Below are 12412 nucleotides of genomic sequence, written 5' to 3'. Positions count from 1 at the left end.
GTTCAGCCCTCGACCGAGACGATCTCGCGACCGTTGTAGTGACCGCACGCCGTGCACAGGTTGTGCGGACGCTTCAGTTCGCCGCAGTTCGGGCATTCCTGAAACGCCGAGATCGACAGCGCGTCGTGCGAGCGGCGCATGCCACGGCGTGAGGGGGAAGTCTTTCGCTTAGGGACGGCCATTTCGGCACCTTGATCCAAGTGTTACGTGTTTGAACGAGTCGTGCCGTGCAGGTCGCCCGAACGACCGGCACGAGGGCGGCCGCGGCAGGCAGCCGCATATCGGCACGCATCGCGAAGTGACGCGCCTATAGCCAATTCTGCCCGCGTTGCAACCCGATGAGGGGAATGTCACGCTGTTCAACGACCAAGAAGGGGAGAATCGATGCTGTTGCCGATGACGCTGACGATCGCCGCGGCCTGCGCCGTGATCAACATCTGGCTCGCGCTGCGCGTGTCGCAGCGGCGCATCAAGGGAAAGGTGATGATCGGTGACGGCGGGAATGCACCGCTGCTGGCGGCGGTACGCGCGCATGCCAATTTCGTCGAATATGCGCCGTTCGTGCTGATCCTGCTCGCCGCGATCGAACTGGCGGGCGGATCGACGACGTGGTTGTGGGTCGCAGGCGCGGTGTTCGTCGTCGCGCGGGTCGCGCACGGGCTCGGAATGGACCGCCCCGCCCCCAACCCGCTGCGCGCGGGCGGGATCGGCGGGACGTGGACCGTGATGGCGGCGCTGGCCGTGTGGGCGCTGGTGCTGGTCTACGGCAATTATCACGCGACGACCGGTGCGATCACCACGGTCCCGATCGACGCCTCGCGCGGGTGAACGCGACTCGCCGCCGCGAGTCGCGTTTGCAGGTCAGGCTGCGAGCGCCGCGTCGCTGACGAACATGTTGTGGCGCCGTTCGTGCGCGAACGTGCTGGGTTTGCCGTGACCCGGGATGAAGTGCGTATCGCCCAGCGGCCACAATTTGGTGACGATCGATTCGATCAGCTGCTTGTGATTGCCCTGCGGCAGGTCGGTACGCCCGACCGAGCCCTGGAAAAGCACGTCGCCCACCTGCGCGAAACGTGACGGCGCGTGATGGAAGATGACGTGGCCCGCGGTGTGGCCGGGGGTGTGATAGACGTCGAGCGTCAGGTCGCCGACGGTCACGGTGTCGCCATCGACGAGCCAGTGGTCCGATTCGGTATTGACCCCGCGGATGCCCCATTGCCGCCCGTCGTCCTCCAGCCGCGCGAGCCAGAAACGATCGTCCTCGTGCGGCCCCTCGATCTTCACCCCCATTTCGTCGGCGAGCGGGCGCGCCTCACCCGCGTGATCGATGTGGCCGTGGGTGAGCAGCACCTTCTCGACCGTGACGCCCGCCTGCTCGATCGCGGCCTTGATCCGCGGCAGGTCGCCGCCCGGGTCGATAACCGCGGCGCGCATCGTCCTGGTGCACCAGATCAGCGTGCAATTCTGCTCGATCGCGGTCACGGGGATGATTGCGGCGCGTAAGGGGGGCGTGTCGGTGGTCATGGTCGGGTCTCGCATCGGTTGAGCGACGGTGTGGCAGCGACGGGCGCTGCCGAACACGCGCACAATCGGGGTTAACGCGTCAGGTCGGCGCCGAAAAGCCGCGCGTGCGCGCTTGCCGCCACCCGGTCGCGCGGGCATCACGCAGGAGAGATGCGGATTTCGCCACCCTTTGTCCTGTTGGACGACGCGCGCGAGGGCGGCGCGACGGCGCGATTGTATCGCAATCCCCGAACCGTGGTGGCGGCGCACAGTGTGGCGGAGGTCGCCCCCGTCCTGGCGGCGGTGCGCGCGCACGACGGCGACGCGGCGGGGTTCGTGTCGTACGAGGCAGGCGGCGCGTTCGAACCGCGCGCGGCCGCGACGCGGCATGGCGACGCACCGCTCGCGTGGTTCGGTCTGTTCGACCGATATGAGACGGTCGACGTGGCGGCGCTGCTGCCCGACCCCGCCGGCGCGTGGATCGGCGCGCTCGAGCCGCGGGTGACGCGCGCCGACTATGACGCGATGTTCGCCGCCGTGCAGGCGTTGATCGCGGCGGGCGATCTGTATCAGGCGAACCTGACCTTCCGCGCCGACGTGCCAGTGATGGGCGACCCCTTCGCGCTCTACGCGCGGCTGCGCGCGGCGACGCGAGGCGGATGGAGCGCGATCGTCGACACGGGCGAGGCGACGTTCCTGTCGTTCTCGCCCGAACTGTTCTTCGCGCTGGAGGGAGACCGCCTCACCTGTCGCCCGATGAAGGGCACCGCGCCGCGCCTCGCCGAGCCGCGCGCCGACGATGCCGCTGCCGCCGCATTGGCGCAGGACCCGAAACAGCGGGCCGAGAATCTGATGATCGTCGACCTGATGCGCAACGACCTGTCGCGCGTCGCCGTGGCGGGCAGCGTCGCGGTGCCAGAGCTGTTCGCGCTGGAACGCTACCCGACCGTCCACCAGATGACCTCCACCGTCACCGCGACGCGGCATCCCGGCACCGATGCGGTCGACGTGCTCGGCGCGCTGTTTCCGTGCGGATCAATCACCGGCGCGCCCAAGCTGCGCGCCATCGAGGCGCTGGGGCAGATCGAGGGGGATGCGCGCGGGCTCTACACCGGCGCGATCGGGCGGATCGACGCGAACGGCGACGCGATGTTCAACGTCGCGATCCGCACCCTCGCGCTTCACGCCGACAATACCGGCGCGAGGATCGGGCTCGGCGGTGGGATCGTTGCCGATTCGACCGCCGACGCCGAATGGGACGAAGCGCTGGCGAAGGGCGCGTTCCTCGCGCGCGGCGCGCGCACGTTCGACCTGATCGAGACGATGGCGTTCGACCCGATGGAGGGGATCGCGCTGATCGAGCGGCACCTCGAACGGATGAAGACGAGCGCCGCCGCGCTCGGTTTCGCATTCGATCGCCACGACGCACGCAACGAATTGCAAGCCGCGACCTTCCGGCTGCGCAAGGCCGCGCGCGTGCGGATGACGCTCGCGAAAAGCGGCGCGGTATCGATCCAGGTGTCACCGCTGCCGCCGCCGCGTGCCGCGCCGTTGACGGTCGCGTTGGTGCCGCTGCCGGTCAGCCCCGCGGACTGGCGGCTGCGCCATAAAAGCAGCGACCGCGCCTTCTACGACGACGCGCGACGCGACAGCGGGTGCGACGAGGTGGTGTTCGCAGCGTCCGACGGTACCCTGACCGAGGGCAGCTACACCTCGCTGTTCGTCGAGCGTGACGGCATGCTGCTGACACCGCCGGCGGGACCGCTGCTGCCGGGCGTGTTACGCGCCGAATTGCGGGACACCGGCCGCGCTCGCGAGGCGGTGCTGCGCCCCCAGGACCTCACGAACGGATTCCTGCTCGGCAATGCGTTGCGCGGATTGATGCCCGCGACGCTCACGCGCGACCATCTCGCGGTTGCGAAATAAGCGTGCGCGTTCCATAGGCCCACGCGCATTTTCCGTACGGAAAGGGTTTGCCCGTGAAGACCTCCGCCGCGCTCGACCGCATCTCGCCCTCCCCCACGCTCGCGATCACGAGCCGGGTGATGGAGCTGAAGCGCGCCGGCGTCGATGTGATCGGGCTGGGCGCGGGCGAGCCCGATTTCGACACGCCCGAATTCGTGAAAGAGGCCGCGATCCAGGCGATCCGCGACGGCCGTACGAAATACACCAACGTCGACGGCACGCCCGAGCTGAAGGACGCGATCGTCGCCAAGTTCGCGCGTGACAACAACCTGACCTACACGCCCCAGCAGATCAGCGTGAACGTCGGCGGCAAGCACACGCTGTTCAACGCGCTGGTCGCGACGGTCGAGGCGGGCGACGAGGTGATCGTCCCCGCGCCTTATTGGGTCAGCTATCCCGATGTCGTCCAGTTCGCGGGTGGCACCCCGGTGATCGTCCCCGCGGGCGCGGAATATGGCTACAAGCTGACGCCCGAGATGCTGGAGCGCGCAATCACGCCGCGGACCAAGTGGGTGATCCTCAACTCGCCGTCGAACCCGACGGGCGCGGCCTATACGGTCGACGAGTTGAAGGCGCTGGGCGCGGTGCTCGAACGGTACCCGCACGTCTGGGTCTTCGCCGACGATATGTACGAACACATCGTCTACGACGATTTTCGTTTCGCGACGATCGCCGAGGTCTGCCCGTCGCTGTACGAGCGGACGCTGACGGTGAACGGCTGTTCCAAGGCCTATGCGATGACCGGCTGGCGGATCGGCTTCGCGGGCGGCGCGCCGTGGCTGATCAAGGCGATGGCGAAGCTCCAGTCGCAGTCGACGAGCAATCCTTGCTCGATCGCGCAGGCTGCCGCGGTCGCCGCGCTGAGCGGTGATCAGTCGTTCCTCGCCGAGCGGGCGCGCGCGTTCCAGGTGCGACGCGACCTGGTGGTCGACATGCTCAATCAGGCCGAGGGTATCACCTGCCCGACGCCCGAAGGCGCGTTCTACGTCTATCCGAGCGTCGCGGGCGTGATCGGCAAGACGACGCCCAAGGGGCTTCGGATCGAGAGCGACAGCGACTTCGTCAGCTATCTGCTCGACGATGCGCGCGTCGCGGCGGTGCAGGGCGTGGCGTTCGGCCTCTCGCCCGCGATGCGGATCAGCTACGCCACGTCGGAAGACCTGCTGCGCGAGGCGTGCACGCGCATCCAGCAGGCGTGCGCGGCGCTTCGCTGAGATAACCGCATATATCAGCGCGGAAACGATCTTTTTCGATCGTTGAAATATGCCGGTGCGCTGGTGCGCCGTATATCGCTGGCAGATGAACGGGTGAACCAGCGTCGGTTCATCCTCGCCCGCTTATTCGATCATCACGGAAACCAGTTCCGCATCGCGCGTTCGGTCAGAGCGGGTGGGCGGATCGCAGCAGGACACACGACCAATGCTTCGCCTGTTCAAGACCAGCTTCTTCTGGCAATTCGCCGGCGGTTTCGCGATCGGGGCGGTGGGTCTGTTCGCGCTGCAGCCCGCGGCGCAGGCCGGCCCGACGCATCCCGCAGCGGTGTACGCGCAGCGCTGACCCCCTGGAAGCGCGCAAGTCACTGACCTATATCGATTTCATGACCGCTCGCCCCCTTCTCGCCGCCGCGCTGACGCTGAGCGCCTGTGGAACCGCCCAGGCCGAACGCGCCGTGCCGATCCCGGCCGCAGCGGTCGACGTTGCCGCGGGGAACGGCCAGCCGCAGGTCGCGGTGCTCGCCGGTGGGTGCTTCTGGGGCATGGAAGCGGTATTCGAGCACGTACGCGGGGTGAAGTCGGTGACCGCGGGCTATGCCGGGGGGACGCGCGCGACCGCGAATTACGCCGCCGTCAGCAGCGAGACGACGCGTCATGCGGAGGCGATTCGCATCAGCTACGATCCACGCCAGGTCAGCTACGCGACGCTGCTGCGCGTTTATTTCTCGATCGCGCACGATCCGACGCAGGTAAACCGTCAGGGACCCGACAGCGGCACGAGCTACCGGTCGGCAATCTTCCCGCAGTCACCCGATCAGGCCCGCGTTGCCGCGGCGTACATTCGCCAGCTCGGGAACGCCCACGCCTTTCCGCGCGCGATCGCGACGAAGATCGAGCGTGGTGCGTTCTTCCCCGCGGAGGCGTATCATCAGAATTTCTTCGACCGGAACCCGACGCATCCGTATATCGTGACGTGGGATAAGCCCAAGGTCGCGGCATTCCGCGCCGGCTTCCCGAAGCTCGCCGTCTGAGCTAAGCGGCCGCCGGACCCGGCGCGGCGGGTCACAGCGACCGCGCCTCCTCGACCAGCATGACCGGCACGCCGTCGCGGATCGGATAGGCAAGACCGGCGGCGTCCGACACCAGCTCCTGCGCCTGCCCGTCATAGCGCAGCGGGGTCCGCGTCATCGGGCAGACGAGTCGCTCCAGCAGCCACGGGTCGAGCGGTGCCGGATCGCTCACGGGCGGCGTGGTCATTGCAGCGTCACTCGTTCGTCGCCGTCGTGGCGGCCGAAGAACTGCATCAACTGGACAAGCAATTCGCACCGTGCCGAGATGCCCTTGCTCTCGAGCAGCGCCTGTTTCGCCGCGACGTCGAACGGCGCGATCTGCGCGACGCCGTTGACCAATGCGGCATCGTCGAGCCGCCCGACCGAATCCCAGTCGACCGCGTAGCCGAGCGCCTCGGCGAAGCGTTTCGATTCGAGTTCGAGCGAGGAGCGTTCGCCGAGCGCGAGTGTCTGATCGGTCTCGACCGGCAGCAGTTCGGCCTCGACCTGGCGAAACGCGGTCGAGACGTCGAGCTCGTTCACGACGCGGAACAGTGACACGCCCTCGAGGATCAGATTGTATCGTCCGTCCTCCATCGCCTCGAACTCGGCGATGCGGCCGACGCAGCCGATCTCGAACAGCTCGGGATCATGGGGGTCGCCGTCGGGACGCGGCTGGATCATGCCGATGCGGCGGTCGCGCGCCATCGCGTCCGACACCATCGCGCGGTAGCGCGGCTCGAAGATGTGGAGCGGCAGGTGCATGCCGGGAAACAGCAGCGCACCCGGCAGCGGGAAGATCGAGAGCCGCGTGCGTGTCATCCGAACAGGATCGCCGACAAGCGGCGGCGCTGCGCCGACACCCATGGATCCTCGAGCCCGACGACCTCGAACAGCTTGAGCAATTGCTGTCGGGCGGCACCCTCGTTCCACGCGCGATCGGCGGCGGTGATGTGGAGGAAGCCGTCGGCGGCGGCGTCGCGGTTGCCCGCCGCCATCTGCGCATTGGCGAGGTCGAAGCGCGCCTGGTGATCGTCGGGGTTGGCGGCAACCGCGGCCTCAAGCGGGGCGAGATCGTCGACCGCGGGGGCGGAGCGCGCAAGCGCGAGCGCGGCGCGCACGCGTTCGATATCGGGCAGCTTGGCAAGATCGTCGGGCAGCGCCGCGATCATCGCCTCGGCCTCGTCGGTCGCGCCGAGTGCCACGAGCGCGCGGACCCGGCCCGAGACGACGGCGTGATGCTCGGGTGCCATCTCGGCCAATTGATCGAAGATCGACAGCGCGCGCTCGGCATCGCCCGATGCAAGCACCTCCTCGCCCATCTGCACGAGCGGTTCGAGCTCGGCTTCCTGCGATTGCGCCTCGCCCTGGATCGGCAATTGGCGCAGCAGCTGGTCGAGCATCGTGCGCAATTGCGACTCGGTCCGCGCGGGGGTCAGGTCGGCGACAAGTTGTCCCTGAAACATCGCGTAGACCGTCGGGATCGACTTGATCTGGAATTGCGCGGCGATGAACTGGTTCTTGTCGGTGTCGACCTTGGCGAGCACCACGCCCTTGTCGGCGTAGGCGTCGGCGACCTTTTCGAGCACCGGCGTCAGCGCCTTGCACGGCCCGCACCATTCCGCCCAGAAATCGATGATGACCAGCTTGGTCATCGACGGCTCGACGACCTCCGACCGAAACGTCTGAATGGCCTCTTTCTCGGCCGGTGACATGCCTAACGTCGCCAAGGGCTGCTCCTGTTCGCGTGCGGCCCTTATGTGGGATCGGGGACGGGGATACAAACCCCCCGCCCCCGTCGATCCTGTTCACGCCGCGCGGCGCGCGCCACCCAACGCTTGCCCCACGCGTCAGAACGCGGCGGTGAGCGAGAACAGCGCGGTCGACCCCGCGATCGAGCTGCCGTTCTTGGTGCTGGCGAAATTGGGCTTGAGATAGGCCGATTCGCGCGCACCGATGTCGGTATCGATATAGGCCGCGCTGAGCGTCAGCGGCGTACCTTTGATCGCCAGATCAGCGCCGAGCAGCCAGTCGACATATTCGCCCGTCGGTGCGGGGCTCGTCCCGTTGGGTCCCAGCCCTGGATTGCCCTTCGAATAGCCCAGATGCGCCTTGAGCGTGACCGGCGTCGTCGGGATCGCGGCGGCGGCGTCGCCCCACAGATAGAGGTTGTCGTTTTTCTTCCCCGGGCGATTGGGGATGCCGGTCGCGTAGTCAGCGGCGGAATTGTACCATTTGCCGATCGCTTCCTGCTTGGGTGCGTAGGCGACGCCGACCAGCAGCGAGGCGGGTCCGACCGTGCCCGACAATTTGGCGAAGGGTTCGGCGAAGTCGGTCTTCGAGGCACCGCCGGGGTACATGTACCACGTCAATCCGACGTCGAGCGCCGCGCCGCCACCGATCGGCATCTTGTACCCGCCGATCAGGTCGAGTTCCATGTTGGAGCCGCCGAACGTGCCCCATCCGGCGAGATTCGACGCCCAGGCGCCGCCGTACAGCCCGCTCTGGTGCGTGATCGTGATCCCGCCCTGGATCGCGCCTTCCTTGTCGGTCTGCGACACGCCGCGCAGGCGATAATCGGTCAGCAACGCGACGCTGCCCGACACGGTGATCGGCTTGGGCGGGGCGGTTTCCTGCGCGACGGCAGGCGTGGCGACGGCTGCGAGGGCGAGCGCGGATAACAGAACGTACTTCATGGGAACCTCCTTGTTGTAGAGGCTCCTCCTGCTTCGCGGGTACGCACCGCTCTCACCGTCGGGCTTTCACCGTGGCGGCGGGTGGTGCTGCACCTGCGAAGGAAAAGCTATCCGCGCTTGTTCAACACATCAAGCGGCTTCGTGCATCAATGCGCCGCGGCCGCGGTTAGCGTGGCAATGCGGCCACGCGCGCCCGTCACGTCGACGCTGCCGCCTGCCTGACGCCGGCGCTGGAGCCAGTCGCGCAGCATCTCCGCGCTGGTGTGGTCGGCGGCGTGAAGCCCCGACACGTCGAGCGCGACGGGCGTGCCCGCGGGGGCACGGTCGAGCGTGTCGGACAATTTGGGCAGCGTCAGGAAGGTCGCGGTGCCGTTCAGCGCGATCGCGTGCCGTTCCGTATCGCCGCCCTCCACCACGCGCAGCCGCAGCCGGCTGAGATGCGGGACGAGTTCGAGCGTGGTGAGCGCGATGCCGACCAGCACCCCCGTCAGCAGATCGGTGGTGACGACGGTGACGAGCGTCGCCGCCCAGATCAGCACCGGCAACAGTCCGTGGTCGCGCGCGAGATGCCGCGCATGGTCGAGGCTGACGAGGCGGAAACCGGTGACGACAAGGATAGCGCCCAGTGCCGCCATCGGGATCTCGCGCAGCAGCCACGGCAGCAGCGCGACGAAGCCGAGGATCCACGCACCGTGCATGATCGCCGAGGTGCGGGTGACCGCCCCCGCCTGCACGTTGGCGGACGACCGCACGATCACCCCGGTCATCGGCAGCGATCCCGCGAGCCCGCACAGCATGTTGCCGACGCCCTGCGCGCGCAGTTCCTTGTTGTAATCGGTGCGCACGCCGTCGTGCATCTTGTCGACCGCGGCGGCCGACAACAGCGTCTCGGCCGAGGCGATGAATGCGATCGCGAGTGCGGCGGTCAGGATCGACGGGTTCAGCCACTGCGCCCAGAACCCGGCTGCGATTGGCGCGATCGCCGCGGTGATCGAGGCGGGTACCTGCACGCGCGCGACGTCGAGACCGAGTGCGACCGCGAGCAACGTGCCCGTCAGCACGCCGACCAGCGCGCCCGGCAGCAGCCTGAGCGAGGCGGGACGGAACTTCTCCCACGCGAGCATCGCCGCGATGGTGGCGAGCCCGATCCCGAACGCGATCTCGGTCGCCTGCAGGTTGAACGGCGACAGGCCGAACAGGCGCGCGGGCGCGGCCGACAGATTCTGCAGCCCGCTCGGCAGCGGTTTCGCATCGAACAGGACGTGGAACTGCCCCGCGACGATCAGCACGCCGATCCCCGCGAGCATGCCGTGCACCACCGCGGGCGAGATCGCGCGGAACCAGCCGCCGAGGCGGAAGATCCCCGCCGCCAGCTGGATCGCGCCGGCGAGCAGCAGGATCGGGCCGAGCGCGCTCAACCCCTGATCGCGCACCAGTTCGTAGACGATGACGGCGAGGCCCGCGGCGGGGCCGCTGACCTGGAGCGGCGATCCCGCGAGCATGCCGACGACGATGCCGCCGATGATGCCGGTGATCAGCCCCTTCTCGGGCGACACGCCCGAGGCGACCGCGATCCCCATGCACAGCGGCATCGCGACCAGGAAGACGACGATCGACGCGGTCAGATCGCGCGCGAAGAACTGGCGGGAGGGCACCGATACGCCGGGGCGGGCGATCACCTCGTGTTTCATCGCGCCGTGCTCCGGCGAACACCATCCGCGATGCGAACAAGATCACAGGCCACGAGCGACTCTCCCATCCAACCGAATGTGAACGAGTATCAACCGGGCGTTGCGCGCGATCGGCGCGCGTGTGTTATTGTGTGTCGCTGTGTTTTTGTGTGTCCGGCAGCGAAATGCACGCCTCCAGCCCGCCGCCGGGCCGATTGGACAGCGTCAGCGTGCCGCCCTCGTCCGCCACCGCCTTGGCGACGATCGACAGGCCGAGCCCGAACCCCACCGTGTCACGCCCGCGCGCGGGGTCGAGCCGGACGAAGGGTTCGAGCACCTCGCGCAATTTGTCCTCGGGGATGCCGGGGCCATCGTCGCAGACGCGGATCAGGACGCCGCTGCCTGCATCGCGCGCAAGCGTCAGCGTGACGCTGCTGCCGTAATGCAGCGCATTCTCGACCAGATTGGTCATGGCGCGCTTGATCGACAGCCGCCGCACGCGCAGCTCGAGGTGGTCGGGACCCTCGTAGCGCGCATCGGCACCGCGATCGGCGGCATCGTCGATCACCGTCTCGCACAATACCGCGAGATCGACCATCGACGGCGCCTCGGGATCGGCACCGCCCAGGAACGCGAGCAGCGACGTGATCATCGCCTCCATCTCGGCGACGTCGTGGAGGATCGCCTCGCGCGTCTCGTCGCGCGGCAGGCTCTCGGTGCGCAGATGCAGCCGCGCGAGCGGGGTGCGCAGGTCGTGGCCGACCGCAGCGAGCGCCTGTGTCCGCCCCGCGATCAGGGCGCGGATCCGCTCCTGCATGTCGTTGAACGCGCTGATCACGCGGCGCACCTCGCCGGGCCCGTCGACCTCGACCGGCTCGACCGCGCCGTGCCCGACACGATCGGCAGCGGCAGCGAGCATGCGGAGCGGGCGGAAACTGCGCCGCAGCGCGACGCCCGCCAGCACCATCAGCGCGATCGCGGGGATCAGCGCCAGCGCGATCCGCTCGGCGGCGAAGCTGATCCCCGACAAGGGCGCGAGCGTGCGGAAATAGACCCAGCTGCCGTCCGCCAGCTGCATTCCGCCGGTCACGACCGATCGTCGCCCGGGCGACACCAGCCGCAATTGCAGGTGCGCGTCCCTGAGGCTCGGCTCCCATTCGAGCACTTGGCGCTGCATCTCGTCGAGCGCGGGCGCGATCCGGGGCGTCGGGTGCGGGGTCGGCGACCAGGTGAGCGCGTAGCGGTCGGTGGTCAGCTCGGCCGCCATCGTGGTGCGCCCCTGCGCCGGGCGCTCGGCGAGCAACCGGCGGCTGATCACCAGATGCTCGGCCAGGCGATTGGCCTCGTCGTCGCGCACCGCGAAGCCGCTCGCGCGCTCATAGAGGATCGTGCTCGCGCCGAACTCGATCAGCAGCGTGATGAGCAGGATCGCGACGACCTGCCCGAGCAGCCCGAAGGCCGGGCGCCGGAGCAGCCGCAAGCGCTTACTGGCGCTCGACCGCGACGTTCAGCATGTAGCCGACGCCGCGCACGGTGACGATCGGCGCGGGCGTGCCGGCGCTGCCGAGCTTGCGGCGCAAGCGGCTGACCAGCACGTCGATCGAGCGGTCCGAACTGTCGCCCAGCCGCGTGCGCGACAATTCGATCAGGCGTTCGCGCGCGATCACGCGCTGCGCGTGGTCGGCGAGCACGACGAGCAGGTCGAACTCCGCACCGGTCAGGTCGACGATCGCGCCCGTCGGGCTGGTCAGCTCGCGCCGCGGCAGATTGATCGTCCAGCCGTCGAACGTCAGCACGCCCTGCTCGGCATTGCCCGCCAGCCGGTCCATCGGCGGGCGGCGCAGCACCGCGCGGACGCGCGCGACGAGCTCGCGCGTGCCGAACGGCTTGGCGATGTAATCGTCCGCGCCGAGCTCCAATCCGACGACGCGGTCGGTCTCGCTCGCGCGCGCCGACATGAAGATGATCGGCACGTCGCTCTTCTGTCGCAGCGTGCGGCACAGATCGATGCCGCTGGTGCCCGGCAGCATGATGTCGAGCAGCACGAGGTCGACGGGGCCGTTTTCCAGCGCGAGCCACATCTCGGGCGCGGCGGAGGCGGGGCGGACGAGGAAGCCGTTCTCCTGCAACGCACGCGCGGTCAGCATGCGAAGCGACGGATCGTCCTCGACGAGCAGGATGGTCGGGGCGGTCATGGCTACAGGCGGGTATCGGTCAGCTTGATCGCGGTCAATCGACGGGGACGGGGGATTTGCCCGTCGCGGCCCCTTTCGCGCGCAAAAAGTTGTCGGCGCGCGAAATTGGCTATTGCCGAC

At 68.4% G+C, this 12412-nt stretch carries 14 protein-coding genes; 5 read left to right on the top strand and 9 right to left on the bottom strand.

The window, feature by feature from the left end; all coding sequences use genetic code 11:
* Window positions 1-2: 2 nt before the first annotated feature.
* The gene (rpmF, locus tag KZ810_RS12490; protein ID WP_093006719.1) at window positions 3-182 is read right to left on the bottom strand and encodes a 50S ribosomal protein L32; all 180 of its coding nucleotides are present in this window, start codon (window positions 180-182) and stop codon (window positions 3-5) included.
* 202 nt (window positions 183-384) lie between these two features.
* Here rpmF and KZ810_RS12485 point away from each other — a divergent pair, with 202 nt between their 5' ends.
* The gene (locus KZ810_RS12485; RefSeq protein ID WP_219769420.1) at window positions 385-828 is read left to right on the top strand and encodes an MAPEG family protein; all 444 of its coding nucleotides are present in this window, start codon (window positions 385-387) and stop codon (window positions 826-828) included.
* Window positions 829-861: 33 nt separating this feature from the next.
* Here KZ810_RS12485 and KZ810_RS12480 read toward each other — a convergent pair whose 3' ends face one another.
* Complete coding sequence (locus KZ810_RS12480; protein WP_219769419.1) at window positions 862-1524, bottom strand: MBL fold metallo-hydrolase; 663 nt, start codon at window positions 1522-1524, stop codon at window positions 862-864.
* 150 nt (window positions 1525-1674) lie between these two features.
* Between KZ810_RS12480 and pabB the strand changes: the two genes are divergently transcribed.
* From pabB to msrA, 4 genes are all read left to right on the top strand, one after another.
* Window positions 1675-3429 (top strand): aminodeoxychorismate synthase component I, encoded by a 1755-nt coding sequence (gene pabB, locus KZ810_RS12475; RefSeq protein ID WP_219769418.1) that lies wholly within the window; start codon window positions 1675-1677, stop codon window positions 3427-3429.
* 53 nt (window positions 3430-3482) lie between these two features.
* The gene (locus KZ810_RS12470; RefSeq protein WP_219769417.1) at window positions 3483-4682 is read left to right on the top strand and encodes a pyridoxal phosphate-dependent aminotransferase; all 1200 of its coding nucleotides are present in this window, start codon (window positions 3483-3485) and stop codon (window positions 4680-4682) included.
* Window positions 4683-4887: 205 nt separating this feature from the next.
* The gene (locus KZ810_RS12465; RefSeq protein ID WP_219769416.1) at window positions 4888-5025 is read left to right on the top strand and encodes a hypothetical protein; all 138 of its coding nucleotides are present in this window, start codon (window positions 4888-4890) and stop codon (window positions 5023-5025) included.
* Window positions 5026-5065: 40 nt separating this feature from the next.
* A complete protein-coding gene (gene msrA / locus KZ810_RS12460; protein WP_219769415.1) occupies window positions 5066-5713 on the top strand; it encodes a peptide-methionine (S)-S-oxide reductase MsrA in 648 nt (215 codons plus the stop codon).
* Window positions 5714-5744: 31 nt separating this feature from the next.
* Here the strand turns inward: msrA and KZ810_RS12455 are convergent, their stop codons facing one another.
* From KZ810_RS12455 to KZ810_RS12425, 7 genes are all read right to left on the bottom strand, one after another.
* Window positions 5745-5939 carry a Trm112 family protein gene (locus KZ810_RS12455; RefSeq protein ID WP_219769414.1) on the bottom strand — a complete coding sequence of 65 codons (195 nt, stop codon included), beginning with the start codon at window positions 5937-5939 and terminating at the stop codon, window positions 5745-5747.
* Window positions 5936-6553: an LON peptidase substrate-binding domain-containing protein gene (locus KZ810_RS12450; protein ID WP_219769413.1), complete on the bottom strand. Its 618-nt coding sequence runs from the start codon at window positions 6551-6553 to the stop codon at window positions 5936-5938. Before KZ810_RS12450 ends, KZ810_RS12455 begins: the two co-directional genes overlap by 4 nt.
* Window positions 6550-7446 carry a tetratricopeptide repeat protein gene (locus tag KZ810_RS12445; protein ID WP_219769492.1) on the bottom strand — a complete coding sequence of 299 codons (897 nt, stop codon included), beginning with the start codon at window positions 7444-7446 and terminating at the stop codon, window positions 6550-6552. The genes KZ810_RS12450 and KZ810_RS12445 overlap by 4 nt, the downstream gene beginning before the upstream one ends.
* A gap of 135 nt (window positions 7447-7581) precedes the next feature.
* Window positions 7582-8427: a TorF family putative porin gene (locus KZ810_RS12440; RefSeq protein WP_219769412.1), complete on the bottom strand. Its 846-nt coding sequence runs from the start codon at window positions 8425-8427 to the stop codon at window positions 7582-7584.
* A 146-nt stretch (window positions 8428-8573) separates the two neighbouring features.
* A complete protein-coding gene (locus KZ810_RS12435) occupies window positions 8574-10118 on the bottom strand; it encodes a SulP family inorganic anion transporter (RefSeq protein WP_219769411.1) in 1545 nt (514 codons plus the stop codon).
* 124 nt (window positions 10119-10242) lie between these two features.
* A complete protein-coding gene (locus tag KZ810_RS12430; protein ID WP_219769410.1) occupies window positions 10243-11577 on the bottom strand; it encodes an ATP-binding protein in 1335 nt (444 codons plus the stop codon).
* A 4-nt stretch (window positions 11578-11581) separates the two neighbouring features.
* Complete coding sequence (locus KZ810_RS12425) at window positions 11582-12292, bottom strand: response regulator (protein ID WP_019515425.1); 711 nt, start codon at window positions 12290-12292, stop codon at window positions 11582-11584.
* Window positions 12293-12412: the final 120 nt, after the last annotated feature.

Origin of the sequence: Sphingomonas citricola (genome assembly GCF_019429535.1) — a bacterium.
Taxonomy (GTDB): domain Bacteria; phylum Pseudomonadota; class Alphaproteobacteria; order Sphingomonadales; family Sphingomonadaceae; genus Sphingomonas; species Sphingomonas citricola.
This window is presented reverse-complemented; position numbering and strand designations above follow the sequence as displayed.

What these genes read in the sequence shown, in the direction of transcription:
- rpmF (WP_093006719.1), bottom strand. Translation starts at nt 182, where the DNA reads ATGGCCGTCCCTAAGCGAAAGACTTCCCCCTCACGCCGTGGCATGCGC.
- KZ810_RS12485 (WP_219769420.1), top strand. Translation starts at nt 385, where the DNA reads ATGCTGTTGCCGATGACGCTGACGATCGCCGCGGCCTGCGCCGTGATC.
- KZ810_RS12480 (WP_219769419.1), bottom strand. Translation starts at nt 1,524, where the DNA reads ATGACCACCGACACGCCCCCCTTACGCGCCGCAATCATCCCCGTGACC.
- pabB (WP_219769418.1), top strand. Translation starts at nt 1,675, where the DNA reads ATGCGGATTTCGCCACCCTTTGTCCTGTTGGACGACGCGCGCGAGGGC.
- KZ810_RS12465 (WP_219769416.1), top strand. Translation starts at nt 4,888, where the DNA reads ATGCTTCGCCTGTTCAAGACCAGCTTCTTCTGGCAATTCGCCGGCGGT.
- msrA (WP_219769415.1), top strand. Translation starts at nt 5,066, where the DNA reads ATGACCGCTCGCCCCCTTCTCGCCGCCGCGCTGACGCTGAGCGCCTGT.
- KZ810_RS12455 (WP_219769414.1), bottom strand. Translation starts at nt 5,939, where the DNA reads ATGACCACGCCGCCCGTGAGCGATCCGGCACCGCTCGACCCGTGGCTG.
- KZ810_RS12450 (WP_219769413.1), bottom strand. Translation starts at nt 6,553, where the DNA reads ATGACACGCACGCGGCTCTCGATCTTCCCGCTGCCGGGTGCGCTGCTG.
- KZ810_RS12445 (WP_219769492.1), bottom strand. Translation starts at nt 7,446, where the DNA reads ATGTCACCGGCCGAGAAAGAGGCCATTCAGACGTTTCGGTCGGAGGTC.
- KZ810_RS12440 (WP_219769412.1), bottom strand. Translation starts at nt 8,427, where the DNA reads ATGAAGTACGTTCTGTTATCCGCGCTCGCCCTCGCAGCCGTCGCCACG.
- KZ810_RS12435 (WP_219769411.1), bottom strand. Translation starts at nt 10,118, where the DNA reads ATGAAACACGAGGTGATCGCCCGCCCCGGCGTATCGGTGCCCTCCCGC.
- KZ810_RS12425 (WP_019515425.1), bottom strand. Translation starts at nt 12,292, where the DNA reads ATGACCGCCCCGACCATCCTGCTCGTCGAGGACGATCCGTCGCTTCGC.